This is a genomic window from Streptomyces sp. NPDC053432 (assembly GCF_055585365.1).
In genome coordinates this window covers 167,953-193,831 of the sequence record NZ_JBVJKF010000005.1, presented here as the reverse complement: position 1 = coordinate 193,831, position 25,879 = coordinate 167,953, and the positions used below count along the sequence as shown (strand labels likewise).

The 25,879-nt window shown below is 71.0% G+C and carries 22 protein-coding genes; 11 read left to right on the top strand and 11 right to left on the bottom strand.

Translation table 11 applies throughout. From position 1 onward, the window contains the following. The first annotated feature begins 213 nt into the window (after window positions 1–213). From ACZ6Y1_RS11285 to ACZ6Y1_RS11275, 3 genes are all read left to right on the top strand, one after another. Window positions 214–348, top strand: coding sequence for a hypothetical protein (locus ACZ6Y1_RS11285; RefSeq protein WP_384733596.1), 135 nt, complete (start codon window positions 214–216; stop codon window positions 346–348). A gap of 88 nt (window positions 349–436) precedes the next feature. Then, entirely contained in the window at window positions 437–1,477 is a 1,041-nt protein-coding gene (locus ACZ6Y1_RS11280; protein ID WP_469626074.1) for a 3-isopropylmalate dehydrogenase, read from the top strand. Window positions 1,478–1,702: 225 nt separating this feature from the next. Further along, on the top strand, window positions 1,703–2,788 hold the full coding sequence (locus ACZ6Y1_RS11275; RefSeq protein WP_469626071.1) for a branched-chain amino acid aminotransferase: 1,086 nt from the start codon (window positions 1,703–1,705) through the stop codon (window positions 2,786–2,788). 92 nt (window positions 2,789–2,880) lie between these two features. On the opposite strand, the gene ACZ6Y1_RS11270 is transcribed toward ACZ6Y1_RS11275, so the two are convergent. Together ACZ6Y1_RS11270 and ACZ6Y1_RS11265 are read right to left on the bottom strand one after the other, a co-directional pair. Further along, entirely contained in the window at window positions 2,881–3,024 is a 144-nt protein-coding gene (locus ACZ6Y1_RS11270) for a hypothetical protein (protein ID WP_469626067.1), read from the bottom strand. A gap of 123 nt (window positions 3,025–3,147) precedes the next feature. Next, on the bottom strand, window positions 3,148–4,578 hold the full coding sequence (locus ACZ6Y1_RS11265) for a cytosine permease (RefSeq protein WP_469626064.1): 1,431 nt from the start codon (window positions 4,576–4,578) through the stop codon (window positions 3,148–3,150). 157 nt (window positions 4,579–4,735) lie between these two features. On the opposite strand from ACZ6Y1_RS11265, the gene ureA reads away from it, so the two are divergent. The 6 genes from ureA (at window position 4,736) to ACZ6Y1_RS11235 (ending at window position 12,555) form a co-directional block, all read left to right on the top strand. After that, window positions 4,736–5,488 (top strand): urease subunit gamma, encoded by a 753-nt coding sequence (gene ureA, locus ACZ6Y1_RS11260; RefSeq protein ID WP_469626061.1) that lies wholly within the window; start codon window positions 4,736–4,738, stop codon window positions 5,486–5,488. A 56-nt stretch (window positions 5,489–5,544) separates the two neighbouring features. Next, a complete protein-coding gene (locus ACZ6Y1_RS11255) occupies window positions 5,545–7,227 on the top strand; it encodes an urease subunit alpha (protein ID WP_469626595.1) in 1,683 nt (560 codons plus the stop codon). A 33-nt stretch (window positions 7,228–7,260) separates the two neighbouring features. Next, complete coding sequence (locus ACZ6Y1_RS11250) at window positions 7,261–8,301, top strand: agmatine deiminase family protein (RefSeq protein WP_469626058.1); 1,041 nt, start codon at window positions 7,261–7,263, stop codon at window positions 8,299–8,301. 29 nt (window positions 8,302–8,330) lie between these two features. After that, window positions 8,331–8,951 carry a TetR/AcrR family transcriptional regulator gene (locus ACZ6Y1_RS11245; protein ID WP_469626055.1) on the top strand — a complete coding sequence of 207 codons (621 nt, stop codon included), beginning with the start codon at window positions 8,331–8,333 and terminating at the stop codon, window positions 8,949–8,951. A gap of 503 nt (window positions 8,952–9,454) precedes the next feature. Continuing rightward, window positions 9,455–11,083, top strand: a complete 1,629-nt coding sequence (cimA, locus tag ACZ6Y1_RS11240) for a citramalate synthase (protein ID WP_469626052.1) — start codon at window positions 9,455–9,457, stop codon at window positions 11,081–11,083. 107 nt (window positions 11,084–11,190) lie between these two features. Further along, window positions 11,191–12,555 (top strand): hypothetical protein, encoded by a 1,365-nt coding sequence (locus tag ACZ6Y1_RS11235; protein ID WP_469626049.1) that lies wholly within the window; start codon window positions 11,191–11,193, stop codon window positions 12,553–12,555. Window positions 12,556–12,575: 20 nt separating this feature from the next. On the opposite strand, the gene ACZ6Y1_RS11230 is transcribed toward ACZ6Y1_RS11235, so the two are convergent. Next, entirely contained in the window at window positions 12,576–13,187 is a 612-nt protein-coding gene (locus tag ACZ6Y1_RS11230) for a YceI family protein (RefSeq protein WP_469626046.1), read from the bottom strand. Between the two features lie 262 nt (window positions 13,188–13,449). On the opposite strand from ACZ6Y1_RS11230, the gene ACZ6Y1_RS11225 reads away from it, so the two are divergent. Continuing rightward, entirely contained in the window at window positions 13,450–15,033 is a 1,584-nt protein-coding gene (locus tag ACZ6Y1_RS11225) for an acyl-CoA carboxylase subunit beta (RefSeq protein ID WP_469626044.1), read from the top strand. Between the two features lie 17 nt (window positions 15,034–15,050). Continuing rightward, window positions 15,051–15,242 carry an acyl-CoA carboxylase subunit epsilon gene (locus tag ACZ6Y1_RS11220; RefSeq protein WP_376656562.1) on the top strand — a complete coding sequence of 64 codons (192 nt, stop codon included), beginning with the start codon at window positions 15,051–15,053 and terminating at the stop codon, window positions 15,240–15,242. A gap of 146 nt (window positions 15,243–15,388) precedes the next feature. On the opposite strand, the gene ACZ6Y1_RS11215 is transcribed toward ACZ6Y1_RS11220, so the two are convergent. The 8 genes from ACZ6Y1_RS11215 to ACZ6Y1_RS11180 form a co-directional block, all read right to left on the bottom strand. Next, complete coding sequence (locus ACZ6Y1_RS11215; RefSeq protein WP_073911148.1) at window positions 15,389–15,976, bottom strand: GTP-binding protein; 588 nt, start codon at window positions 15,974–15,976, stop codon at window positions 15,389–15,391. Continuing rightward, a complete protein-coding gene (locus tag ACZ6Y1_RS11210) occupies window positions 15,957–16,520 on the bottom strand; it encodes a DUF742 domain-containing protein (protein WP_469626038.1) in 564 nt (187 codons plus the stop codon). Before ACZ6Y1_RS11210 ends, ACZ6Y1_RS11215 begins: the two co-directional genes overlap by 20 nt. 93 nt (window positions 16,521–16,613) lie before the next feature. Further along, window positions 16,614–17,027 (bottom strand): roadblock/LC7 domain-containing protein, encoded by a 414-nt coding sequence (locus ACZ6Y1_RS11205; RefSeq protein WP_030037347.1) that lies wholly within the window; start codon window positions 17,025–17,027, stop codon window positions 16,614–16,616. 10 nt (window positions 17,028–17,037) lie between these two features. Next, window positions 17,038–20,256, bottom strand: coding sequence for a sensor histidine kinase (locus ACZ6Y1_RS11200; RefSeq protein ID WP_469626035.1), 3,219 nt, complete (start codon window positions 20,254–20,256; stop codon window positions 17,038–17,040). Window positions 20,257–20,546: 290 nt separating this feature from the next. Beyond that, complete coding sequence (locus ACZ6Y1_RS11195; protein ID WP_254385735.1) at window positions 20,547–21,134, bottom strand: GTP-binding protein; 588 nt, start codon at window positions 21,132–21,134, stop codon at window positions 20,547–20,549. Further along, window positions 21,115–21,507 (bottom strand): DUF742 domain-containing protein, encoded by a 393-nt coding sequence (locus ACZ6Y1_RS11190; RefSeq protein WP_365166228.1) that lies wholly within the window; start codon window positions 21,505–21,507, stop codon window positions 21,115–21,117. Before ACZ6Y1_RS11190 ends, ACZ6Y1_RS11195 begins: the two co-directional genes overlap by 20 nt. A gap of 151 nt (window positions 21,508–21,658) precedes the next feature. Next, window positions 21,659–22,072 carry a roadblock/LC7 domain-containing protein gene (locus tag ACZ6Y1_RS11185; protein WP_150212026.1) on the bottom strand — a complete coding sequence of 138 codons (414 nt, stop codon included), beginning with the start codon at window positions 22,070–22,072 and terminating at the stop codon, window positions 21,659–21,661. A gap of 9 nt (window positions 22,073–22,081) precedes the next feature. Then, window positions 22,082–25,732 (bottom strand): sensor histidine kinase, encoded by a 3,651-nt coding sequence (locus ACZ6Y1_RS11180; RefSeq protein WP_469626030.1) that lies wholly within the window; start codon window positions 25,730–25,732, stop codon window positions 22,082–22,084. Between the last annotated feature and the right edge of the window lie 147 nt (window positions 25,733–25,879).

Sequence of the window (25,879 nt, the reverse complement as noted above, 5' to 3'; positions counted from 1 at the left end):
AGTAGGAAGTCCGAGTAATTGCGGAGACAGACAGCGGGAGCTGCCCTAGCTTGGTAGGAGCCGAACGTCTCGCCGATCCGGCGAATGGCGGTAGAGGGCGCGCGCCCCGGCAGGCAACCCCTGCGGCGCACTGCTCCCCGCCTCTTCCGGCGCCTTGAAGGAACCCCTCATCCGTGGCCCCGCCACGCCGTGATCTCAAGGAGTCGATCACCCATGAAGACCACCACCGCCACCGCATCCCGCCGCGTCCGCCGCTCCTCCACGGCCGACGCCGACCGCAAGAACGCCGCAGCCGCCCTGCAGCGCGCGCTCGACCGCCGTGACAACGGCGGAGCGACCGGTCACTGATCAACCCGCTCATCCGACATATTGCGCCACGCGTCCACATGGCGGACGCAATATGTCTGAGGGCTGGGACAGGGAGTACGGTTTCGCCATGTCGACCAGCATCAATCTCGCAGTGATCCCCGGTGATGGCATCGGCCAGGAAGTCGTGGCTCAGGGCCTCAAGGTCCTTACCGCGGTCCTGCCCCAGGATGTGAAGCTGGAGACCAAGGAATACGACCTCGGCGCCCAGCGCTGGCACCGCACCGGTGAGACCCTCCCGGACGAGGAGCTCGAAGCCCTCAAGCACCACGACGCGATCCTGCTGGGCGCCATCGGCGACCCCTCGGTCCCGTCCGGCGTGCTGGAGCGCGGTCTGCTGCTGAAGCTCCGCTTCGCCTTCGACCACTTCATCAACCTGCGCCCCTCGAAGCTCTTCCCGAACACGGCCACCCCGCTGGCCGGCCGTCCGGAGATCGACTTCGTCGTGGTCCGCGAGGGCACCGAGGGCCCGTACACCGGCAACGGCGGCAGCCTGCGCACCGGCACCCCCGCCGAGGTGGCCACCGAGGTCAGCATCAACACCGCGTACGGTGTCGAGCGCGTCGTCCGTGACGCGTACGAGCGGGCCAACGCCCGTCCCCGCAAGAAGCTGACCCTGGTCCACAAGAACAACGTCCTCGTGTACGCGGGCCACATGTGGAAGAACATCTTCGACAAGGTCGGCCAGGAGTACCCCGAGGTCACCACCGACTACCTGCACGTCGACGCCGCGACGATCTTCTTCGTCACCCAGCCCGAGCGCTTCGACGTCATCGTGACGGACAACCTCTTCGGTGACATCCTCACCGACCTGGCCGCCGCCGTGACCGGCGGAATCGGCCTCGCCGCCTCCGGGAACATCAACCCGACCGGCGCGTTCCCGTCCATGTTCGAGCCCGTCCACGGCTCGGCCCCGGACATCGCGGGCACCGGCAAGGCCGACCCGACCGCGACGATCCTCTCCGTGGCCCTCCTGCTGCGCCACCTGGGCTACGAGGCCCAGGCCGCCCGCATCGAGGACGCGGTCTCCGCCGACCTCGCGGAGTGCGACGGCACCTTCCGCTCCACCGACGCCATCGGCGACGCACTCGCCGCGCGAGTAGCCGGCTGACCCGGCTGCACCACTCCAGGAAGCCGTCGGGTCACACAGGCGACCCGGCGGCTTTTCCTGCGCGGCCCCGGGTGCCACCATCTCCCTGGGCCGCTGTCCCCGCTTCTCCGAAGTCCTCGCGCGCGCGATAATCGAACGCGAGGCCGCGGAATGCGGGGAAGCTCGGACGTCCTAGTACGCCGTGAGCGCGGTCCGCCATACACAACCGGTGAAGGACAAGCACTCATGACGACGCCCACGATCGAGCTCAAGCCCTCCTCGCACCCGCTGTCCGACGCGGAGCGCGAGGCGATCCTGGCCAGCCCCGGCTTCGGCCGCCACTTCACCGACCACATGGTGACGATCAAGTGGACCGAGGGCCGCGGCTGGCACGACGCAGAGCTGGTCCCGTACGCGCCGCTGTCGATCGACCCGGCGAACATGACGCTGCACTACGCGCAGACCATCTTCGAAGGCCTCAAGGCGTACAAGCAGCCCGACGGCACCGTCGCCACCTTCCGCCCCGAGGCCAACGCCGAGCGCTTCCAGGCCTCCGCGCGCCGCATGGCCATGCCGGAACTGCCGACCGAGCTGTTCATCGCCGCCTGCGACGCCCTCATCCAGCAGGACCGGGCCTGGGTCCCGGACTCCGGTGAGGCCTCCCTGTACCTGCGGCCCTTCATGTTCGCCTCCGAGGTCGGGCTCGGTGTCCGCCCGGCCAACGAGTTCCTCTTCATCGTGATCGCCTCACCCGCCGGCGCGTACTTCCCCGGTGGCGTGAAGCCGGTCTCCGTCTGGCTCTCCGAGGACTACGTCCGCGCCGTCAAGGGGGGCACCGGCGCGGCCAAGACCGGAGGCAACTACGCGGCGTCGCTGGTCGCCCAGGCCCAGGCGGCCTCGCACGGCTGCGACCAGGTGGTCTGGCTCGACGCCGTCGAGCACCGCTGGATCGAGGAGATGGGCGGGATGAACCTGTACTTCGTGTACGGCGACCGCATCGTCACCCCCGAGCTCACCGGCTCGCTCCTGCCGGGCATCACCCGCGACTCCCTCCTCACCATCGCCCGCGACCTCGGCTACACCGCCGAGGAGGGCCGCCTGACCACCGAGGACTGGGAGCGGGACAACGCGAACGGCACCCTCACCGAGGTCTTCGCCTGCGGCACCGCGGCCGTGATCACCCCGGTCGGCTCGGTCAAGTCCGAGCGCTCCAACTGGATCCAGGGCGACGGCGAGCCGGGCGAGGTCACCATGAAGCTCCGCAAGGCCCTCCTGGACCTCCAGACGGGCCACGCCGCCGACACCCACGGCTGGATGCATCCGCTGGGCTAGTGCGTCCTCCCCCTCACGACCCGAAGGCCCCCCGCGCGATTGCGGGGGGCCTTCGGGTCGTGAGGGGGAGCGGGGCGGGGGCGTGGTCGGGGCTACTCGTCCGCCTCGTCCTCGTGCTTCTCGCGCTCCTGCTTCGTCCCGTCCGGGCCGAGACCCACCAGGACATCACCGAAGGCGTGGGCCAGGCCTGCGGCACCCTTGACGATCTTGCCCGCGACGTATGCGAGTTCTTCCACGACGTCTCCCCGTGTCGTTCGTGGCGGCCCTGTCCCGTTCGGCCGCCGTCGTCCAGGTAGACGCCACCACGGGCCCGACGGTTGAACGCCGAGGCAGAACCGCGGAACCCGGAGGGGGCCGGCTCAGGCGGCGGCGGCCGCCGGCTCCGGCTCCTCCGCGGCGGGGGCGGCCGCGGGGGCGGTGCGGGCGGTCAGGACCGTGTACACCAGGCCGCCGACCAGGCCGGAGAGGATGAAGGAGCAGTCCACCCCGCCGGTCAGGGCCAGCAGCGGGCCCTCGTAGAAGGGGGTGGTCACCGCGAGCAGGCCGACCCCGGCGCCGATGGCCCAGGAGACGGTGGCGGCGAGGTTCCAGCCGCCGCGGTACCAGTAGATCCCGCCGACCGAGCGGCGGTTGAAGACCTGGAGGGCGTCGGCGTCGTACCGGCCGCGGCAGCGCACGAAGCCGATCAGGGTGATCACGGCCCAGGGGGTGCCGATCGCGGTCAGCAGCAGCACGAACGAGGTCATCGCGGACTGGACGTCCCACTCGAAGGAGCCGAAGAAGACGAACGCGGTGGCGACGGCCGCGGCGATCACGGTGGCCTTGGTGCGGGTGGCCCTGGGGACGATCGCGTCCAGGTCGAGGCCCATGGAGTAGAGCATCAGCCCGGCGTTGCCCACCGAACCGGCCGCGGCGGCGGCGAGCAGGGGGATCAGGTACCAGAACGGCGCGGCCTCGACGAGGGGCCCGGCGTAGTCGGCGCCGGCCTTGGCGGCGAGGGCGGTGTAGGTGCCGAAGAGCTGCGGGACCAGGAGCCCGATCAGCAGGCCCAGACAGGTGGCCCAGAAGACCTTGCGGGAGCTGTGGGCGCGGGGGGAGATGTAGCGCGTGTAGTCGCCGAGCAGGGTGATGAAGGCGACGGGGCCGCTGAGACCCGCGGCGACGGCCGCGAGCAGCCAGGTCGGCCAGAAGGAGCCGAGGAGGAGGGGGGTCTCCGGCGGCGCGGCGGTGGTGAAGCCGGGGGCGTAGGCGTAGATCCCGATGGCCAGCAGCACCACCATGCCGATGGACAGGACCTTGCTCATCCGGAGCAGCAGTCGGTAGCCGAAGACGGCCCCGACGACGGTACACGCGGCGAGTACGCCGTACATCGCGGCCCGCGAGACGCCGGTGTCGGGCAGTCCGGTGAGGCGGGACAGTACGCCGACCATGACGTCGCCGCCGATCCACAGCGTCAGCGCGGTGTAGCCGAGGGCGAGCAGCAGGCCCACGACCGACCCGACCAGCCGCCCGCGGACGCCGAACTGGGCGCCGCTGGACGTCGACAGGTTGGTGGCCGTCCGCAGGGAGACCAGCGCCAGCGGCGCGGTGAAGGCTATGCCGACGAGGGTGCCGGTCACGATGGCGGTGACCGAGGGCCACAGGCCCAGTCCGAAGGACGGGGGCAGCCAGCCGAAGACGATCACGCCGAGGCAGAGGTTGGAGCCGAGGAGGATCGAGATCAGGTCACGGGGACCGCTCGTCCGCTCCTCCTCCGGAATGGTGTCGACTCCGCGCTGTTCGATGGGCATGGGGGGACTCCCTTGGCAGGGCGGGGGGTGGTTGCATATGCGTTTGAGTGACACTCAATGTGACTTACTGCCTGGTCCCAGGTCAATGATTCCTTGCGAGGAAATGAAGAGTTAGAGTGATGCTCTAACCCATCGACTCAAGAGGTGGTGGATCGGCATGCGGCTGACCCCTACGGAGCGCGACCGGCTGCTGCTCCGCGGCGCTGCTGAACTGGCCAGGGCCCGGCGGGCCCGGGGCCTGCGGCTCAATGTCCCCGAGGCCACCGCGCTGATCGCGGACACGGTCTGCGAGGCGGCGCGCGACGGCAAGCGGCTGGCGGAGGCGATCGAGGAGGCCCGCAGCGTGCTGGGGGCGGACGACGTCCTCCCCGGCGTGGCCGACGTGGTCACCGAGGTGCACGTGGAGGCCGTCTTCGACGACGGTTCGCGTCTCGCGGTGGTCTCGTCGCCCATCCGGGGCGCGGTACCGCTCGGCGACGACGCCCCGGGCGCGGTCGTGCCCGGCCCCGGCGTCCCCCAGCCGGAACCCGTGCTCCACCTGCGGGTGCGCAACACCGCCCCCGTGCCGGTGAGCGTCACCTCCCACTTCCACTTCTTCGAGGCGAACCCGCGCCTCGACTTCGACCGCGCCGCCGCCTACGGCATGCGGCTGTGCGTACCGGCCGGCTCGTCCGTCCGGTTCGACCCGCACGGCGAGGGCGAGGTCGGCCTGGTCCCGATCGGCGGCGACCGCATCGCCATCGGCTTCGCGGGCCTGGTCGACGGTCCGCTGGACGCCCCCGGCGCCAAATCGCTCGCACTGAGCAGGGCCGCGGCCTGCGGGTACCTGGGCGCGGCCCAGGAGCCCGGCCCGGACGCCCCGGCCGCCGGCACCGCCGGCACCACCGGCCAGGAAGGAACCCAGGCGTGAGCCGTCAGACCCCCCACACCGACCACAGCGCGCACTGCGCTCCCGGCAGCCGCCACATCGACCCGCACGAGTACGCGGCCGTCTTCGGCCCCCGCGTCGGGGACCGGGTGCGGCTCGGCGACTCCGGACTCACCGTCCGGGTGGAGTCCGACGCGCAGAAGCCCGGCGACGAGTTCCTGGCCGGTTTCGGCAAGACCGCGCGCGACGGCCTGCACCTGAAGGCCGCCGCCGTCCGCGAGACCTGCGACGTCGTGATCAGCAACGTCCTGGTGATCGACGCGGTCCTCGGCATCCGCAAGGTCTCCATCGGCATCCGCGAGGGCCGGATCCACGCCATCGGCCGGGCCGGCAACCCCGACACCCTCGACGGCGTCGACGTCGTCGTCGGCACGGGCACGTCGATCGTCTCGGGCGAAGGCCTCATCGCCACCGCCGGAGCCGTGGACACCCACGTCCACCTGCTCTCCCCGCGCGTCATGGAGGCCTCGCTCGCCGCGGGCGTCACCACGATCATCGGCCAGGAGTTCGGCCCGGTCTGGGGCGTCGGCGTCAACTCCCCGTGGGCGCTGAAGCACGCCTTCAACGCCTTCGACGCCTGGCCCGTCAACATCGGCTTCCTCGCCCGCGGCTCCTCCTCGGACGCCGCCCCGCTCGTCGAGGCCCTCGCCGAGGGCGGCGCGTCCGGCTTCAAGGTCCACGAGGACATGGGCGCTCACACCCGGGCCCTGGACACCGCGCTGCGGGTGGCCGAGGAGCACGACGTACAGGTCGCCCTGCACAGCGACGGCCTGAACGAATGCCTTTCCGTCGAGGACACCCTGCGCGTGCTGGAAGGCCGTACGATCCACGCCTTCCACATCGAGGGCTGCGGCGGCGGGCACGTCCCGAACGTCCTGAAGATGGCGGGCGTGCCGAACGTCATCGGCTCCTCCACCAACCCCACCCTGCCCTTCGGCCGGGACGCGGTCGCCGAGCACTACGGCATGATCGTCTCCGTCCACGACCTCAAGCCGGACCTGCCCGGTGACGCCGCCATGGCCCGCGACCGGATCCGCGCGGGCACCATGGGCGCCGAGGACGTGCTGCACGACCTGGGCGCGATCGGCATCACCTCCTCCGACGCCCAGGGCATGGGCCGGGCCGGTGAGACCGTACGCCGGACCTTCGCCATGGCCGCCAAGATGAAGGGCGAGCTCGGCCCCCTGGAGGGCGACGGCGAGGGCGACGACAACGCCCGCGTGCTGCGCTACATGGCCAAGCTGACCATCAACCCGGCCATCGCCCACGGCCTGGCCCACGAGATCGGCTCCATCGAGGTCGGCAAACTCGCCGACATCGTGCTCTGGCGCCCCCAGTTCTTCGGCGCCAAGCCGCAGCTGGTCCTCAAGTCGGGCTTCCCGGCCTACGGCGTCACCGGCGACCCCAACGCGGCCACCGACACCTGCGAACCGCTGGTTCTCGGCCCGCAGTTCGGCTCGTACGGGGCCACGGCCGCCGACATCTCCGTCGCCTTCGTCTCCGCCGCCGCCGCGGCCCTGGGCGGCGACGAGATGCCGACCCGAAGGCGCCGGGTCGCCGTCCGCGGCACCCGCGGCATCGGCCCCAAGGACCTGCTCCTCAACTCCCGGGTGGGCGCGGTCGATGTGGACGCGCGCAGCGGCCTCGTCTCCCTGGACGGGGAACCGCTGCGCTCCGAGGCGGCCGATTCGGTCTCCCTCAACCGCCTGTACTTCCTCTGAGCAGCCTCGCCCGTCAGCCCGTAAGGACCCCTCATGACCACGAACAAGCCCGTCCACGACGGATTCCGGATGCCCGCCGAGTGGACGCCCCACGAGCGCACCTGGATGGCATGGCCGAGCCCCAACCCCACCTTCACCAACGAGCAGGAGCTCGCCGAGGCCCGCGAGGCCTGGGGAGCCGTGGCCCGCGCCGTGCGCACGTACGAGCCCGTGACCCTCGTCGTCTCGCCCGGTGACGCCGAGAGCGCCCGCGCCATCGTCGGCGACGACATCCAGCTCGTGGAGCGGGACCTGGACGACGCCTGGATGCGCGACATCGGTCCGACCTTCGTCACCAACGACGCGGGCGAGCTGGCGGCCGTCGACTGGACGTTCAACGGCTGGGGCGCCCAGGAATGGGCCCGCTGGGAGCACGACTCCAAGATCGCCCGGCACATCTCGGACATGGTCGGCACCCGCACCTACAGCACCTCCCTGGTCAACGAGGGCGGCGCCATCCACGTGGACGGCGAGGGCACCGTGCTCCTCACCGACACCGTCCAGCTGGGCAAGGGCCGCAACCCCGACTGGACCCGCGAGCAGGTCGAGCAGGAGATCCACGCCCACCTCGGCACCACCAAGGCGATCTGGCTCCCGTACGGCCTGGCCGGCGACTACGGCACCTACGGCACGCAGGGCCACGTCGACATCGTCGCCGCCTTCGCCCGCCCCGGCGTCGTCATGGTCCACAGCCAGCCCGACCCGGCCCACCCGGACCACGAGCGCTGCAAGACCATCGCGGCCATCCTGCGCGCGTCCACGGACGCCCGGGGCCGGCGGCTGGAGGTCGTGGAGATCCCGGCGCCGACCGTGCTGGAGGAGGACGGGGAGTGGGTGGACTACTCCTACATCAACCACTACCTGTGCAACGACGGCGTCGTCCTGTGCTCCTTCGACGACCCGCGCGACGAGGAGGCCGCGGAGATCTTCCGCGGACTGTTCCCCGAGCGGACGGTGACCCTCGTCGACGCACGTACGATTTTCGCCGGGGGCGGCGGTATCCACTGCATCACCCAGCAGCAGCCGAAGGTCTGACCCGAGGCACCACGTTCGAAGGAGTGACCATGGCGGCGGGCGGAGTACCGGTACGGGCGGCGCGCAAGAACGCGCCCCCGCGCGAGGACGTACTCGTCGCCGCCATGGCCACGATCGCCGAGCGCGGGCTGGAAGGCCTGACCATGGCCGGCCTGGGCCGCGAGGTCGGCATGAGCAGCGGTCACCTCCTCTACTACTTCCGCAGCAAGGACGAGCTCCTGCTGCAGACCCTGGAGTGGAGCGAGGCGGAACTGGGCACCGAGCGGCGCGCGCTGCTGTCCCGGCGCGGCCCGGTGCGGGAGCGGCTGCAGGCGTACGTGGACCTCTACGTGCCCACGCAGGCCCGCGACCCGCACTGGACGCTGTGGCTGGAGGTCTGGAACCGCTCCCAGAACGCGGGCCCCGAGGAACGCGACCGGCAGGCGGCCATCGAAGGCGCCTGGCACCGCGACCTGGTGGCCCTGCTCGCGGAGGGCATCTCGCGCGGCGAGTTCCGCCCGGTGGACCCGGACCGCCTGGCGACCCGCACCCGCGCTCTGCTGGACGGCTTCAGCATCCAGCTGGCCGTGGGTCTGCCGACGGTGAACCGCGAGCAGATCCTGGACCACGTCCGCGAGTTCCTCACGGAAGCCCTCACCCCCCTTCCGTAGGCCGGCGGCCGGGCGTGACCGGCGGGCTACGGCGCCGCAGCCGGGCCTTCGCCCCGACTCCGCGCCTCAACCGCCGGCGGGGCCGGATCGCCCTGCGGGCACCCCTCTCGGCCGGCGGGCCAGGCCGAACGCGGCCCCGCGGCCCGGGCGCTTCCCGGATCCCCGGCGGCGTCTGCGCGGGGGCGGGGGCGGTGCCCGCATGCTGAGATCCCCGTCCATCCGCGGCGAGCGGTATGGCACACTGCGAGCGTGCCTGCTCAGCTCATGATTATCGCCAGCAGCGCGCCGGTCCTCAGTGGCCGCTGAACCGTGGAAGACCTTCGCGGGAAGCGGCCACCGTGCCCCAGACCCGCGCGCAGACCTCTCGCACCCGCGAGAGGTTTTTTCGTTTCCCGGCACCATCCATGCGGGGACGTGGACGCGCGCGATGATGGGGGCAGTGACTGCGGTTTGGCCCTTTGGCGGGCATCCGGAACCACTCATCCGACAGGAGCCAGATCAGCATGACGACGACACCAGAGGCGGCAACCGTGCTGTCCGGGGGCCTGGACGACAGCTTCCACGTCTTCGACACCACCCTGCGCGACGGCGCCCAGCGCGAGGGCATCAACCTCACCGTCGCCGACAAGCTGACGATCGCCCGGCACCTGGACGAGTTCGGCGTGGGCTTCATCGAGGGCGGCTGGCCCGGCGCCAACCCCCGTGACACGGAGTTCTTCGCGCGTGCCCGGGCGGAGATCGACTTCAAGAACGCCCAGCTCGTCGCCTTCGGCGCGACCCGGCGCGCCGGCGGATCGGCCGACACGGACCCGCAGGTGCGGGCCCTGCTGGAGTCCGGCGCCCCGGTGATCACCCTCGTCGCCAAGTCCCACGACCGGCACGTCGAGCTCGCCCTGCGGACCACCCTCGACGAGAACGTGGAGATGGTCCGCGACACCGTCTCCTACCTGGTCGGCCAGGGCCGCCGCGTCTTCGTCGACTGCGAGCACTTCTTCGACGGCTACCGGGCCAACGCCGAGTACGCGAAGTCCGTCGTGCGCGCCGCCCACGAGGCCGGCGCCGACGTCGTCATCCTCTGCGACACCAACGGCGGCATGCTCCCCGCCCAGGTGGCCGCGACCGTCGCCACCGTCCTCGCCGACACCGGCGCCCGCCTCGGCATCCACGCCCAGGACGACACCGGCTGCGCCGTCGCCAACACCCTCGCGGCCGTGGACGCCGGCGCCACGCACGTGCAGTGCACGGCCAACGGCTACGGCGAGCGCGTCGGCAACGCCAACCTCTTCCCCGTCGTCGCCGCCCTGGAGATCAAGTACGGGCGCACGGTCCTCCCCGAGGGCGCGCTGGCCGAGATGACCCGCATCTCGCACGCCATCGCCGAGGTAGTCAACCTCACCCCCTCCACGCACCAGCCGTACGTGGGCCTCTCCGCCTTCGCGCACAAGGCGGGCCTGCACGCCTCGGCCATCAAGGTCGACCCGGACCTCTACCAGCACATCGACCCCGAGCGGGTCGGCAACACCATGCGGATGCTGGTCTCCGACATGGCCGGCCGGGCCTCCATCGAGCTCAAGGGCAAGGAACTCGGCGTCGACCTCAACGGGGACCGCGCGCTGATCTCCCGGGTCGTGGAGCGGGTCAAGGAGCGGGAGCTCCAGGGCTACACGTACGAGGCCGCCGACGCCTCCTTCGAGCTGCTGCTGCGCGCGGAGGCCGAGGGCCGGGCCCGCAAGTACTTCCGCGTGGAGTCCTGGCGCGCGATCGTCGAGGACCGCCCGGACGGCACCCACGCCAACGAGGCCACGGTCAAGGTGTGGGCCAAGGGCGAGCGGATCGTCGCCACGGCGGAGGGCAACGGCCCGGTCAACGCTCTGGACCGGGCGCTGCGGGTGGCCCTGGAGCGCTTCTACCCCCAGTTGGCCAAGTTCGAGCTGATCGACTACAAGGTCCGCATCCTGGAGGGCAAGCACGGCACGGAGTCCACGACCCGCGTGCTGATCTCCACGACGGACGGCACCCGCGAGTGGTCCACGGTCGGCGTCGCCGAGAACGTGATCGCCGCCTCCTGGCAGGCCCTGGAGGACGCGTTCACGTACGGCCTCCTCCACGCGGGCGTGGAACCCGCCGAGTAGCCCCCGGCGGGTCGGCAGGTGCCGGACCGCGTCCGCCGTCCGGCGAGGTCCGGTGCTCTTATGTCCTGTTCACACAAGGATGAGGGCGTTCGGGTAGCTTCGTGGGTATGAGGACCAGGCTGATATCCGTACGCGTGGGATCGGTGCTGTCCGGCCTGCTGCTGGCCCTGTCGGCGACCGCTCTCGTGGTCGCCCCCCAGGCGTCGGCCGACACCGGTGTCGCCGCCGTGGGGGAGGCCCTCAAGCGCGGGCCCGTCTACGTCGACCCCCGGGCCGAGGCCCAGCTGCCGAAGGACCGGGCGGACGCGCTCGCGAAGAAGATCAAGGACGCGAACAGGCCGGTGTTCGTCGCCGTGCTGCCCGCCACCGCGGAGTACCCCCCGGACAAGGTGCTGGGGGCCGTCCGCGCCGAGACGGGCATCACCGGGCTGTACGCGATCCGGCTCGGCGACGGCTTCGACGCCGGCGCCGACCGGACGGTCATGCCGAGGAACGCCGTCCGCAACCTGACCGACGCGGTGAAGGTCGGGTCCCCGGACGCGAGCACCCAGCTCGACAACTTCGTGGACCAGGCGCTCAGCCAGGCCAAGGGCCGCGCCCCCGCCTCCTGGGGCGGCGGCACCGGCACGGACTCCGGCGCCCCCGTCGGCGGGCTGATCACCCTCGCCGCGGTCGCCGCGGTCGGCGGCGGCGGTGCGTACGCGCTCGTGCGGCGCAACCGGAAGAAGAAGGAAGAGGCCCGGCGCGAGGCCGTCGAGCGGCTCGGCGTGGTCGTCGACGAGGACATCACGGCCTTCGGCGAGGAACTGGAACGGCTCGACTTCCACCCCGGCGAGCCCGGTGCCGACGACGCCATGCGCAAGGACTACGAGCAGGGGCTCGACTCGTACGAGAAGGCCAAACAGATCATGGCCTCGGTCCAGTACCCGGAAGAGGTCAAGGGGGCCACCCAGGCCCTGGAGGACGGCCGGTACGCACTGGCCCGGCTGGACGCGCGCCGGCAGGGCAGGCCGCTGCCCGAGCGCCGTTCGCCCTGCTTCTTCGACCCGCGCCACGGGCCGAGCACCGAGGACGCCACGTGGGCCCCGCCCGGCGGGGCCGAACGTACCGTGCCCGTCTGCACCGCGGACGCCGTACGGCTGCGCGACGGCCTGGACCCGGCGGTGCGCACGGTCGACACCGAGCACGGACCGCGCCCCTACTACGACGCCGGCCCGGCGTACGGTCCCTGGGCCGGCGGCTACTTCGGCGGCGGCATCCTCCCCGGCCTGCTCATGGGCACGATGCTCGGTTCGATGATGTCCAGCCCGGCCTACGCCTCCGACTTCGGCGGCGGCAACGGCTTCGACGGCGGCTTCGACGGCGGGGACGTGTCGGGGGCCGACTTCAACCCCTCCGACTTCGGAGGCGGGGACTTCGGCGGCGGCGGAGGCTTCGACGGCGGCGGCTTCGACGGCGGGGGCGGCTTCTAGCCGCCCCCGGAGCCGCCCGGTCAGGCCTGCTTGATCGCGGAGATGTCGAAGGTCAGCTTCACCTTGTCGCTGACCATCACGCCGCCGGCCTCCAGCGCGGCGTTCCAGGTCAGGCCCCACTCGGAACGCAGGATCTCGGCGGATCCCTCGAAGCCCACGCGCTCGCTGCCGTAGACGTCGGTGGCGGAGCCGTTGAACTCCAGGTCGATGGAGAGCGGCCGCGTGACGTCCTTGATGGTCAGCTCGCCGGTGATGCGGTACTTGTCGCCGCCCAGCTGCGCCGCCCCGGTGGACCGGAAGGTCATCTTCGGGAACAGCTCGGCGTCGAAGAAGTCGCTGCCCAGCAGGTGGGCGTCACGGTCCGCGATGCCGGTGTTGACCGAGCCGATCGCCACGTCGATGGAGGCGGTGGACCGGGCCGGCTCGCTGCCGTCCAGGTGCAGGCTGCCCTCGAACGTCTCGAACGCGCCGCGCACGTTGGTCACCATGGCGTGCCGGACGGTGAAGCCGATGCTGCTGTGGGCGGGGTCGATGGCGTAGTCGCCGGTGAGGGCGGCGAGCGCCGGGTCCACGGCGAGCGTGGCGGCGGTGGTGGCGTCGGCGGTCTGGCTGCGGCGGGTGAAGATGCCCATGACGTGCTCCTCGGTGGGGGGATCCGGGTCTGTTGAATGTTCAACGACCTCAACGAGAACGACGTTAGGCCTATTCCGTTCAAATTTCAACATCTCTGCGGGGTGTCACGCGGTTCTGTGGAAGTCACACAAAGGACGAAGGTCCCGTCTGGTGGAGTCCATGCATCCTTTCGCCGTACTGTGCGGGCCGGACAGCGGAACACTCCCGAGACTGTGCGGAATGAACGGAGGTTTTTGATGGCCCGCTTCGTAAGGTCGGTACATGACCGTTGTGGACCAGACCCCGAGCGAGCCCACGGACGCCCGCGGGCGCGTGGCCGAGCTGCACTCCCTGCGCGAGCAGGCGCGGCGCGGCCCCAGTGACCGCGCGACCGAGACCCAGCACGCCAAGGGCAAGCTCACCGCCCGTGAGCGCATCGCGCTGCTGCTCGACGAAGGGTCCTTCAAGGAGGTCGAGCAGCTGCGCCGCCACCGGGCGACCGGCTTCGGCCTGGAGGCCAAGAAGCCGTACACCGACGGTGTGATCACCGGGTGGGGCACGGTCGAGGGCCGCACGGTCTTCGTGTACGCGCATGACTTCCGGATCTTCGGCGGTGCGCTGGGCGAGGCCCACGCCACGAAGATCCACAAGATCATGGACATGGCCATCGCGGCCGGTGCCCCGCTGGTCTCCCTGAACGACGGGGCGGGCGCCCGGATCCAGGAGGGCGTCTCCGCCCTCGCGGGCTACGGCGGCATCTTCCAGCGCAACACCAGGGCCTCGGGCGTTATCCCGCAGATCTCGGTCATGCTGGGCCCGTGCGCCGGCGGCGCCGCGTACTCCCCGGCCCTGACGGACTTCGTGTTCATGGTGCGGGACACCTCGCAGATGTTCATCACCGGCCCGGACGTGGTCCGCGCGGTGACCGGCGAGGAGATCACCCAGAACGGCCTGGGCGGCGCCGACGTGCACGCCGAGACCTCGGGCGTCGCGCACTTCGCGTACGACGACGAGGAGACCTGCATCTCCGAGGTCCGCTACCTCATCTCGATGCTGCCCTCCAACAACCGCGAGAACCCGCCCGTCCACGAGTCGAGCGACCCGGCCGACCGCCGCAGCGACGTACTGCTGGACCTGGTCCCCGCCGACGGCAACCGCCCGTACGACATGCTCAAGGTCATCGAGGAGATCGTCGACGAGGGCGACGTCCTGGAGATCCACGAGCGCTGGGCCCGCAACATCATCTGCGCCCTGGCCCGGATGGACGGACAGGTCGTCGGCATCGTCGCCAACCAGCCCGGCCACCTCGCCGGCGTCCTCGACATCGAGGCCTCCGAGAAGGCCGCGCGCTTCGTCCAGATGTGCGACGCCTTCAACATCCCGATCATCACGCTGCTGGACGTCCCCGGCTTCCTGCCGGGCGTCGACCAGGAGCACGGCGGCATCATCCGCCACGGCGCCAAGCTGCTGTACGCGTACTGCAACGCCACCGTCCCGCGGATCTCGCTGATCCTGCGCAAGGCCTACGGCGGCGCGTACATCGTCATGGACTCCCAGTCCATCGGCGCCGACATCACCTACGCCTGGCCCACCAACGAGATCGCCGTCATGGGCGCCGAGGGCGCGGCCAACGTCATCTTCCGCAAGCAGATCGCGGACGCCGAGGACCCCGAGGCCATGCGCGTCCGCATGGTCAAGGAGTACAAGGCCGAGCTGATGCACCCGTACTACGCGGCCGAGCGCGGCCTCGTCGACGACGTCATCGACCCGGCCGAGACCCGCGAGACCCTCGTGGCCGCCCTCGCGATGCTCCGCAACAAGCACGCCGACCTGCCGTCCCGCAAGCACGGCAACCCGCCGCAGTAAGAGGAGACAAGCCACCGATGAGCACCGACACCCTTCTGCGCGTCGAAAAGGGCAACGCCGCCCCCGAGGAGCTGGCCGCGATCACCGCGATCCTGCTGGCCCGCGCCGCCGCCACCCCCGAGACCGCCGCCACCCCCCGCTCCCAGGCCGGCTGGCGCCGTCTGGAGCGCACCCCGGGCTTCCGCGCCCCGCACAGCTGGCAGGGCTGAGCCCCGAAGCCGAGAAGGCCCCGCACCGAACGGTGCGGGGCCTTCCGCGTTCCGCCCGCGGAGACCGCCCGCGCGAAACCGCCCGCGCGATGCCGAAGGCCCCCGTGTCGTGGACACGGGGGCCTTCGGCGGACGTCCGGCGGCCGCTACCGCAGGCGGGCCATCAGCGCGTGCTCGACGAGCGTGATGAGGGCGCTCTTGGCGTCCGCGCGGTGGCGGGCGTCGGTGGTGATGATGGGGGCGTCCGGGCCGATCTGCAGGGCCTCACGGACCTCCTCCGGCGTGTACGGCTGGTGGCCGTCGAAGCCGTTGAGCGCGATCACGAACGGCAGGCCGCTGTTCTCGAAGTAGTCCACCGCGGGGAAGCAGTCCGCCAGGCGCCGGGTGTCCACGAGCACGACGGCGCCGATGGCGCCGCGGACGAGGTCGTCCCACATGAACCAGAAGCGGTCCTGGCCCGGGGTACCGAAGAGGTACAGGATCAGGTCCTGGTCCAGCGTGATGCGGCCGAAGTCCATGGCGACCGTGGTGGTCGTCTTGTCCCCGGTGTGGGTCAGGTCGTCGATCCCGGCGGAGGCGCTGGTCATGACGGCTTCGGTGCGCAGCGGGTTGATCTCGGAGACCGCGCCGACGAACGTGGTCTTGCCCACGCCGAAGCCACCTGCCACCACGATCTTCGCGGAGGTGGTGGAGCGAGCGGGAGCCGCTCCGCCGTTAGAGCTTGCGAAGTCCACTGAGCACCCTTTCGAGCAGTGTCACATCTGGCTGGCCGCCGGCAGACTCGTCGCCGCCGGGCTGGTGAATGGCGACAAGGCCCGCCTCAGCCAGGTCGGCGACGAGGATGCGGGCGACACCAAGAGGAATGGAGAGAAGTGCCGAGATCTCCGCGACGGATTTGATCTCCTGGCACAGGCGGCAGATGCGCTGGTGCTCGGGCAACTGCCCTTGCAGGCGCGCGGGATCCGCCGTGGTACTGACCAGCGCCTCGATGGCGAGCTGGTAGCGCGGCCGGGTACGGCCGCCGGTCATCGCGTACGGACGCACCAGCGGGTTGTGTGCCTTGGGAGCCGGCTGCCGGGAAGCGCGCGGAGGCGGCTGCACCGGCATGGACGGCTGCTGAGGCTGCTGGGGCTGGCCGTACGGCTGTTGCTGGTACGGGTTGTGCTCCGGCACGGGCCGGCTGGGAGCGGAGGGGAAGTTGAAGCGGTTCTGGTCGTGCCCACCCTGCGGCTGCTGCTGCTGAGCGCCGCCATAAGGATGTCCTCCGGGTGTTGTCACGTTTCCTCCTCCGACTCCAAGAACGCAGTACTCCCTGTGGAACCGCGCCACCGCACCCTACGGTGCGATGGCGCGAAACACACTGCCTGTCTGTTAGTTGAGAAGACTTCCCTGCAGCTCCGCACGCAGATCCGGAGTCAGGACACTGCCCGCTCGGTCCACAAGGAGGGCCATCTCGTAGCCCACGAGGCCGATGTCGCACTCGGGGTGCGCCAGCACTGCCAGCGAGGATCCGTCGGAGACGGACATGAGGAAGAGGAATCCCCGGTCCATCTCGACCACGGTCTGGTTGACGGCGCCGCCCTCGAAGATACGGGAGGCTCCGGCGGTCAGCGAGGTCAGACCGGAGGCCACGGCCGCCAGCTGATCGGCGCGGTCGCGCGGAAATCCGTCGGACATCGCCAGCAGAAGGCCGTCGGCGGAGACCACCACCGTGTGGGACACCCCGGGGGTGTTGTCCACGAAGTTGGTGATCAACCAGTTCAGGTTCTGCGCCGCCTGGCTCATCGCGCTCACACTAACGCTCCTGGTCATAGCTGTTACTTGACTGCTCGGAACCCGCGTTGCGTCCCTGCTGGACACCCCGCCGCAGGTTGCTCAACCTGCCGCGGACGTCCTCCGGGGCGCGGGAGACCTGGGGGCCTCCCTGCGGGGTCGTCTCCGCTGCGCCCTCGACCAGGTTGGCCTTGGGCACCCGCCGAGGAAGACCGGACGGGGTGACCCCGCCCGCCTTCGGCTCACGGAGTTTGGCGGCCTGCTGCCAGCGCTCGTCGTTGCCCGAGCGCCAGCCGCTGGTGCCATCCGTGCTTTCCGCGTCCCGCTCCGGCGCCGCGGGCTGCTGCTGACGCGGCGGCCGCTGCTCGAAGAGGGACCCGGGGGACTCCGCTTCCTGTTGTGCCGGCTGCCACTGCTGCTGGCTGCCGCGGCGCGGCAGGCCCGCCCCGGTCATCGCGTGACCGGTGTCCGCAGCGGTGCCCGAACGGTCGAAGCCTACGCGCTCCGGAGCCTGTTCGGGTACGGCAGGCGATTCCGATTCGGTGCCGTAGTCCTGCTCGTACGCGGGCTGGTAGGCGTTCTGGGCGGGCCACTCGGCCTGCTCCGGCTTGGCCTCGTAGCCGCCGTCGTAGGACTGCCCGGACTGCTGCTGCTCCTGGTAGCCGGCTTCCGCATAACCGTAGTCCTGCGGCTGGTACGCGTCGAAGCCCTGCTGCGGCTGCTGAGCCTCGTAGGGGGACTCGTAACCCTGTTCGGGCTGCTGCTCGTAGCCCTGGTACGGCTGGTACCCGTGTTCCGGCTGGGGTTCCGGATAGCCGCCCTGGGCGGCCGGTCCGGCCTGGTCCTCGTACGACGGCTCCTGACCCTGGGGGTAGCCCCCCTGGGCCTGGGCCTCCAGCGCGGCACGGCGCTCCTCACGGACGAGGGAGCGGCCGACCGGGTCGAGGTCACGGCCGTCGGCGGACGGCTGGTCGTAGCGCGAGTCGTCGAAGCCGAGCTCGGCCGCCGTACGCATCGGAGCGGCCTGCTGGGCCTGCTGCTGCGGGATCATCGAGGAGACGGTGAAGTCGTCGTCCGGGATGCCCTCGCCACCGCCACCGTGGGTGATGGCGTCCGGGAGCATGATCAGCGACGTGGTACCGGCCGCCTCGCCCGAGGGGCGCAGCTGGACGCGGATGCTGTGGCGGTCCGCCAGCCGGCCGACCACGAACAGACCCATGCGCTGCGAGATCGCGGCGTCCACGGTCGGCGGGTTGGCGAGCTTGTGGTTGATGTCCGCGAAGTCCTCGGCGGTGAGGCCGATGCCCTTGTCGTGGATCTCGACCATCACGCGGCCGTCCGGCAGACGGGTCGCGTTGACGCGGACCTTGGTCTGCGGGGAGGAGAACGTGGTGGCGTTCTCCAGCAGCTCGGCGAGGAGGTGCACGAGGTCGGTCACGGCCTGGCCGTGGATCTCGGCGTCGGAGACGCCGGAGAGCTCGATGCGCTCGTACTGCTCCACCTCGGAGGAGGCGGCGCGCAGGACGTCGACGAGGGGCACCGGCTGGTCCCAGCGGCGGCCCGGCTCCTCGCCCGCGAGGATGAGGAGGTTCTCGCCGTTGCGGCGCATACGGGTGGCCAGGTGGTCCAGGCGGAAGAGGTTCTCCAGCTGGTCCGGGTCGGCCTCGTTGTTCTCCAGGTCGGTGATGAGGGTCAGCTGGCCCTCGATCAGCGACTGGTTGCGCATGGAGAGGTTCGTGAAGATCGCGTTGACGTTCCCTCGCAGGAGGGCCTGCTCGGCCGCGAGCCGGACCGCCTCGCGGTGGACCTGGTCGAAGGCGCGGGCGACCTCGCCGATCTCGTCCGCGGAGTCGATCGGGATCGGCTGCACGCGGGTGTCGACCTTGCCGGGGTCCGTGCGCGAGAGCTGGTCGACGAGCGACGGCAGGCGCTGCTCGGCGATGTCGAAGGCGGCGGAGCGCAGGCGGCGCATCGCACGGCCCATCTGGCGGGCCATGAGGCCAGCGAGGATGAAGGCGGCGAGCAGGGCCACGACGACGATGGCGCCGTTGGTGATGGCCTCGTTGCGGGCGGCGTCGGAGACCGCTACGGCGTCCTTGACGGCCTTGTCGAGGAGTTCCTTCTCGACCTCGTCGTAGCCGTCGAACTTCGCGGTGGCGGCGGCCTGCCAGGCGGCGGGCGTGGTGCCGCCTTCGGCCAGCTGCTTCTTGGTCGCGCCGCTGGCGATCGCCTCGGTCATACCGGTGAGGGGGGAGCCGTTGGGCCCCGCCGGCGGCGGCACGAACTTGGCGCCGGCCTGCTCGGCCTGGCGCTTGGCCTCGGTCAGCCGCGCCTCGCCCGCCTTGGACTTCGCCGCCATGACCTCCTTGAGGCGGTTCACGTCCTCCTCGGTACCGGCCGCGACGTACTCGCCGATGGCGATTTCCTCGAGGTAGGCGTAGGAGGAGAAGGCGACGAGCTGCCCCTTGCGTATGTTCTCGTCGGGGTTCGGACGGACCAGCAGGTGGGTGCCGACGGAACGCTGGAGCGAGTTCGCCGCCTTGGCGAGCTCGATCGCGTAGACCATGCGGCCGTACGAGGTCACGTTGCCGGTGCCGAGGCCGAGCTCGTTCGAGAACTGCATGAGGTAGTGCTCGACGAGCACATAACCCTCTTCGGTCGGGATGGGACCCGGCTGACCGTTCTGAAGGTTCTTCTTCGGGGTTTCGAGGGCCTGCTGGTAGGCCTTCTCGCGGACCTGCGTCAGCTTGGGCTCCTCCGCGCGGAAGAGCTCCAGACGCCGCTCCATGCCCTGGTTCTGGGGCAGGTCCTTGACGGCCTGGTCGAACTTCACCTTGGCCGTGTCGGTCGCGTTGCGGACCTTGGCGACGGTGTCGTTCTTGGAGTCGCCGGTCAGCAGCGGCTCGGCGGAGAGGTCACGCTCGTTGAGCAGCGCCTGGCTGTATTCGGAGGCGGCCTGGACGACCCTGGCTATCTTCTCGGCGTCCTTGGCCTCGTTCCAGGTGTCGATGGAGCCCTTCACCTGGAAGCCGCCCATGACCAGCCCGACGAGGGCGGGCACGAGCAGGATCGCGTTCAGACGGGTCGGCACGCGCCAGTTGCGCGGGGAGAACCTGCTGGTGCTCCCGCTGCTCACGGGCGGGGCCACGGGGACGTCGACCGGCGACGCGGCCGCTCGCGGCGGCGGGGTGAAGTTGCCGCGCGCGGGTTCATCCGCGGGGCTTGCGTTGCTTCGCCTCACTCGACCAACAACCTCTCGGCGGTACTACTAGCTAGTTCATTGAATTCCAGCACGGTTAACGGCCGTGTTCCAAACAGTTGAAACCGGCCATTCCCCGAGACCTACGCCTCACATAAATCGGACATAAAGAGCTTCCTGCGGCAAAAATAGGGGGAGTTGTGCGCGTAGCGGCACCAACCGAACGCACCCCGTCGCCAACTGCCGCCAATTCTCTGTCGAAACGTTATGAACCGAAGGGGCGGGCCGTGTCGTAGGACACAGCCCGCCCCTCCGGCGGCAGTTGAACGGTCTTACTTGAGCCGCGCCATCAGCGCGTGCTCGACGAGCGTGATGAGTGCGCTCTTGGCGTCCGCGCGGTGGCGGGCGTCGGTGGTGATGATGGGGGCGTCCGGGCCGATCTGCAGGGCCTCGCGGACCTCCTCCGGCGTGTACGGCTGGTGCCCCTCGAAACCGTTGAGCGCCACGACGAACGGCAGGCCGCTGTTCTCGAAGTAGTCCACGGCCGGGAAGCAGTCCGCCAGGCGGCGGGTGTCGACCAGCACGATGGCGCCGATGGCGCCGCGGACGAGGTCGTCCCACATGAACCAGAAGCGGTCCTGGCCCGGGGTACCGAAGAGGTACAGGATCAGGTCCTGGTCCAGCGTGATGCGGCCGAAGTCCATGGCGACCGTGGTGGTCGTCTTGTCCCCGGTGTGGGTCAGGTCGTCGATCCCGGCGGAGGCGCTGGTCATGACGGCTTCGGTGCGCAGCGGGTTGATCTCGGACACGGCGCCGACGAACGTGGTCTTGCCCACGCCGAAGCCACCCGCCACCACGATCTTCGCCGAGGTGGTGGAGCGGGCGGGAGCCGCTCCGCCGTTAGAGCTTGCGAAGTCCACTGAGCACCCTTTCCAGCAGCGTCACGTCCGGCGTGCCGCCGGCCTCTCCATTGCCCGGCTGGTGGATGGCCACCATTCCGGCCTCCGCCAGGTCGGCGACGAGGATCCGGGCCACACCGAGCGGCATCGACAGCAGCGCGGAGACTTCCGCGACCGACTTGACCTCACGGCACAGGGTGCAGATGCGCTGGTGCTCCGGGAGCAGGCCGGACAGGTGCATCGGATCGGCCGTGGTGCTGACCAGGGCCTCGATGGCGAGCTGGTAGCGGGGCCGGGTACGGCCGCCGGTCATCGCGTACGGACGCACCAGCGGCTGTTCGCCTTCCGAGTACGAATCTCCGTACGCATCGGGGTAGGCGGGGGGCGGGGTCATTGATCCTCCGGGCTGGACAGCAGTGGTCAGCGTGCCGTCTGACGGGGCGGCCGGTGGGGGGACGGTATGACGGCCTATCGGGGGTACTGGGTTCCGGGGCGGGAGCCCCGGTCTCCCGGCCGGCAGTACCGGCCGACCGGGAGATGGACGGTCAGCTGAGCAGGCTTCCCTGAAGCTCCGCGCGCAGGTCCGGGGTGAGGACGCTGCCCGCTCGGTCCACGAGGAGGGCCATCTCGTAGCCCACGAGGCCGATGTCGCACTCGGGGTGCGCCAGCACGGCCAGCGAGGATCCGTCGGAGACGGACATGAGGAAGAGGAATCCCCGGTCCATCTCGACCACGGTCTGGTTGACGGCGCCGCCCTCGAAGATGCGGGAGGCTCCGGCGGTCAGCGAGGTCAGACCGGAGGCCACGGCCGCCAGCTGATCGGCGCGGTCGCGCGGGAAGCCTTCGGACATCGCCAGAAGGAGGCCGTCGGCGGAGACCACCACCGTGTGGGACACCCCGGGGGTGTTGTCCACGAAGTTGGTGATCAACCAGTTCAGATTCTGTGCCGCCTGGCTCATCGAACTCAACTAACGCTCCTGCTGGTAAGTGGGGTCGATGTGGTAACTGCCGGTCGCCGGACCACTGTTGCCGGCCTGGCGACCCTGCTGGATACCCCGTCGGAGGTTGGTCAGACGGCCGCGGACGTCGTCGGGTGCCCGCGAGACCTGAGGGCCGGCCTGCGCGTCCGCCTGCTGCTGCGCGGTACCGGCCACGAGGTTGGCCCGCGGAACCCGGCGGGGCAGACCCGAGGTGGTGATGCCGCCTGCGGCGGGCTGGCGCACGCGCTCGGCCTGGCGCATCAGCTCGTCGTTCGGTGAGGACTTCCAGCTGACGGTCGGCATGGCGCCGGTCGTCGCCTGGGCGGGCTCGGCCGCGAACTCCTGGCCGCGCTGCGGCAGCTGGTGCTGCTGCGGGGCCGGGGCGGACTGCTGCGGCTGCTGGTGCTGCTGGGGAATCGCCGTGGCGGGAACCTGCGCGGGGGACTGCTGCCCCTCCTCGCGGAACCAGTTCGACTCCAGCGATTCGAAGATCGGGCTGCGGTCCTGGCCGTGACCCGTCGCCGGAGGCAGGGCCTCGGGCTGCGGGGCCTGCGGCTGCTGCTGCGGGGCCTGCGGCGAACGGGGGAACCCGCCCACACCCGGGCCGCCCGGACGCTGGGGCTGGAAACCGCCCGGGCGCTCGAACTGACCGGTGGCCGACTGGTCCTGGTAGCCGCGTACGTCGGGACGCTCGAACTGCCCGGTCGTGCTGTTGCCGCCGTTCCCCTGGGGGAGCGGGGCGTTGAAGTCGGGGCGGGCGAACTCGGCCGTCGAGCCGGGGCCCGACAGCTCGTCGTGGCCGCGCGCCTGGTCGGCACCCCAGCTGGTGGTCTGCGGGGCGGGAAGCTCCGCACGCGCGGCGCCGCCGCGCGGCGGCAGCTGCGGCCGCGGGCCGTTCTGCGCCGGATCCGCGGGGGCGGCCGGCTGCTGGAAGGCCTGCGGCTGCTGCTGGGGCTGCTGGCCCTGCTGCTGCGGGCGCTCGAAGCCGTTGCCCTGCTGGAACCCGGAGGGAGCGGCCGTCGGGCGGGCCTGCGGACCGCCGGACAGCCCGGCACCCGCGAAGTTCGCCGTGCCGGCGCCCGCGCCGGCCGTACCGCGGCCCGGCAGCGGCGAACCGCCGCCGAAGCCGCCCTGGCCCTGACCCTGGCCCTGGCCCGTCGGACCCGTCGGGGCACCGCCGCCGAAGCCGCCCTGGCCGCCCTGCTGCGGGCGGGCACCGGGGCCGCCCGGCTGCTGCGGCCGGCCGCCCTGCGGACGCTGCGGTCCGGCGCCGCCGTCGCGGCCCGGCAGCGCCGCACGCTGACCGCCCGCGCCGACCTGGCCGCGCTGGGCGGCGGAGCCGACGGGCTGACGCCCGGCAGGACCGGGAACGGAACCCTGCGCGGCCGCGGCCGGGCCACCGGCCGGAGGCTGGCCCGGAGCACCCGGGGCACCGGGACCGCCCGGCTTCTTGCCGCCCTGGGCGACGTCCACCGGAAGCATGACGAGGGCCGTCGTACCGCCCGAGTCGGAGGGGCGCAGCTGGATGCGGATGCCGTGTCGCAGGGACAGGCGGCCGACCACGAACAGGCCCATGCGGCGGGAGACGGAGACGTCCACGGTCGGCGGCGCCGCGAGGCGCTCGTTGATCGCGGCGAGGTCCTCGGGGGACAGGCCGATGCCGGTGTCGTGGATCTCGACGAGCACACGGCCGTCGGGAAGCGCGTGACCGGTGACCCTGACCTTGGTCTGCGGGGAGGAGAACGAGGTGGCGTTCTCCAGCAGCTCGGCGAGGAGGTGCACGAGGTCGTTGACGACGCGGCCGGCGACGTCGGTGCCGGGCACCGACGCGAGTTCGATGCGCTCGTACTGCTCCACCTCGGACGCGGCGGCACGGAGCACGTCGACGAGCGGGACGGGGCGGGTCCAGCGGCGGCCCGGCTCCTCGCCCGCGAGGACGAGGAGGTTTTCGCCGTTACGGCGCATGCGGGTCGCGAGGTGGTCGAGCTTGAAGAGCGAGGACAGCTGGTCCGGGTCGGCCTCGCGCGACTCCAGCTCGGAGATGAGCGAGAGCTGACGCTGGATGAGGCCCTGCGAACGGCGCGAGAGGTTGGTGAACATCGCGTTGACGTTGCCCCGCAGGAGGGCCTGCTCGGCGGCGAGGCGGACCGCCTCGCGGTGCACGTCGTCGAAGGCCGCGGCCACCTGGCCGATCTCGTCGCGGGTGTGCACGCCGACCGACTCCACGGACGTGTCGACGTCCTGCGGGTCGGACTCGGAGAGCTGCTTGACGAGCTCGGGCAGACGGTCCTGGGCCACGCGGGTGGCGGTGTCCTGGAGGCGGCGCAGCGAGCGGATCATCGAGCGGGCCATGACGAAGGCGCCGACGAGCGAGACGCCGAGCACGAGGAGGATCAGGGCACCGTTGATGATGGCGTCCTGCTGCGACTCCTGCTTGAGCTCGCGGGCCTTCTGCTCCATGTCCTCGAGGAGGCTGAGCTCGATCTGCTTCATCGCCGAGAGCTTGGTGCCGTCGGCGTCGTACCAGTCCAGCCAGGACCGGTTCTTCTCGCGCAGGAAGGCGTCCTGGGTCGAGAGCACGCGGCGCGCGTAGTGGTCGGCGCTGGCGATCTCGGAGTTTCCGTCGCCGAGGCCGGCGAGGAGTTCCTCGGAACGGCCCTGGTAGACGAGTTCGAAGGTCTTCTTCGACTGCTGCTCACCGCGCTGGGCGGAGAGCGCGTACAGACGGTCGTTCTCCTTCAGGTTGCCCTGCTTCTCCGAGCTCTCGGGGAGCGAGGCGGCGATGATCGCGCGCTGGATGGAGGCGTACTCCTTGGCGGACGAGAACGCCGCCAGGGCGCGCGTGCGCTTGATCATCTCCGGGTTGGAGGTGGCCTGGGCCATGTCCTGGGAGAGGGAGAGGAGCGAGACGATCAGCGCGTTGTACTCGGTGACGGTCTGCTGGGCACCGTTGGCGTACGCGTGCTTGCGGATGTCCTCGATGTTGGTGAGCTGACGGCCGATCTGCAGGATGTTGTTGCGGATCGACTTGAGGGTGTCGTCCTTGCCCTGGACGTCGTCGACCTTGTCGGTCGCGGCGGCGAAGGCCTTGGCAGCGTTGTCGGTCTCCTGGCGCTTGCCGTCGACCGTGCTGTTGCTCGTGCCCTTGCTGATCGAGAGCGGACCCGCCGAGATGTCCCGCTCCTCCTGGAGCATGGCGGCCAGGTGGGTGGCCTGCCGGGTCATCGTCGTCAGCAGCTGCATGTGTTCGAGCTGCGCGATGTCGTTGAGCGAGTCGTTGATGCGGAAGCCACCGAGCGTGGTGGCGGCGACGACCGGCAGGGTCAGCAGCGACACCAGTCGCGTGCTGATTCGCCAGTTCTGCATGGCGAGACGGGAACCGGGCCCGCTGGGGGCCTTCGGTATCGCCGTGTCCTGCGGCTCGGTCTGACCGGCCTTGGCGGACTTCCCGCGGCCCTTCGCCTTCACCGTCGCGGAGGCGTCGCGGCCCGCGCCGTCGACAGCCGGCCCGCGGTTCTGGGCGTGCTGGGGCGAGGTGCCACGGTCGGTCCCGCGCGGCTCCTGCTCGACCGCGGCGTCTCCACGGCCCTGGCGGGCCTGGGGAGACCCCTTGCCGTCCCTCTTGAATCGTCCCTGCACTAGCGTCGCAACCTCTGGACCAGGCGCCCCGCCGGGAGACCGGCGGAACGGTGTCGAGTCGTGGGGCACTAACGGCCCCATGGTGGTCGTCGGTGACCGGCGCGTCTCCTGCTGACTGCCACCGCGCTCGGCGCCAGTCGCGCCACC

What these genes read in the sequence shown, in the direction of transcription:
- ACZ6Y1_RS11190 (WP_365166228.1), bottom strand. Translation starts at nt 21,507, where the DNA reads ATGACCCCGCCCCCCGCCTACCCCGATGCGTACGGAGATTCGTACTCG.
- ACZ6Y1_RS11275 (WP_469626071.1), top strand. Translation starts at nt 1,703, where the DNA reads ATGACGACGCCCACGATCGAGCTCAAGCCCTCCTCGCACCCGCTGTCC.
- ACZ6Y1_RS11230 (WP_469626046.1), bottom strand. Translation starts at nt 13,187, where the DNA reads ATGGGCATCTTCACCCGCCGCAGCCAGACCGCCGACGCCACCACCGCC.
- ACZ6Y1_RS11265 (WP_469626064.1), bottom strand. Translation starts at nt 4,578, where the DNA reads ATGCCCATCGAACAGCGCGGAGTCGACACCATTCCGGAGGAGGAGCGG.
- ACZ6Y1_RS11280 (WP_469626074.1), top strand. Translation starts at nt 437, where the DNA reads ATGTCGACCAGCATCAATCTCGCAGTGATCCCCGGTGATGGCATCGGC.
- ACZ6Y1_RS11245 (WP_469626055.1), top strand. Translation starts at nt 8,331, where the DNA reads ATGGCGGCGGGCGGAGTACCGGTACGGGCGGCGCGCAAGAACGCGCCC.
- ACZ6Y1_RS11285 (WP_384733596.1), top strand. Translation starts at nt 214, where the DNA reads ATGAAGACCACCACCGCCACCGCATCCCGCCGCGTCCGCCGCTCCTCC.
- ACZ6Y1_RS11220 (WP_376656562.1), top strand. Translation starts at nt 15,051, where the DNA reads ATGAGCACCGACACCCTTCTGCGCGTCGAAAAGGGCAACGCCGCCCCC.
- cimA (WP_469626052.1), top strand. Translation starts at nt 9,455, where the DNA reads ATGACGACGACACCAGAGGCGGCAACCGTGCTGTCCGGGGGCCTGGAC.
- ACZ6Y1_RS11205 (WP_030037347.1), bottom strand. Translation starts at nt 17,027, where the DNA reads ATGAGCCAGGCGGCGCAGAACCTGAACTGGTTGATCACCAACTTCGTG.
- ACZ6Y1_RS11235 (WP_469626049.1), top strand. Translation starts at nt 11,191, where the DNA reads ATGAGGACCAGGCTGATATCCGTACGCGTGGGATCGGTGCTGTCCGGC.
- ureA (WP_469626061.1), top strand. Translation starts at nt 4,736, where the DNA reads ATGCGGCTGACCCCTACGGAGCGCGACCGGCTGCTGCTCCGCGGCGCT.
- ACZ6Y1_RS11225 (WP_469626044.1), top strand. Translation starts at nt 13,450, where the DNA reads ATGACCGTTGTGGACCAGACCCCGAGCGAGCCCACGGACGCCCGCGGG.
- ACZ6Y1_RS11250 (WP_469626058.1), top strand. Translation starts at nt 7,261, where the DNA reads ATGACCACGAACAAGCCCGTCCACGACGGATTCCGGATGCCCGCCGAG.
- ACZ6Y1_RS11185 (WP_150212026.1), bottom strand. Translation starts at nt 22,072, where the DNA reads ATGAGCCAGGCGGCACAGAATCTGAACTGGTTGATCACCAACTTCGTG.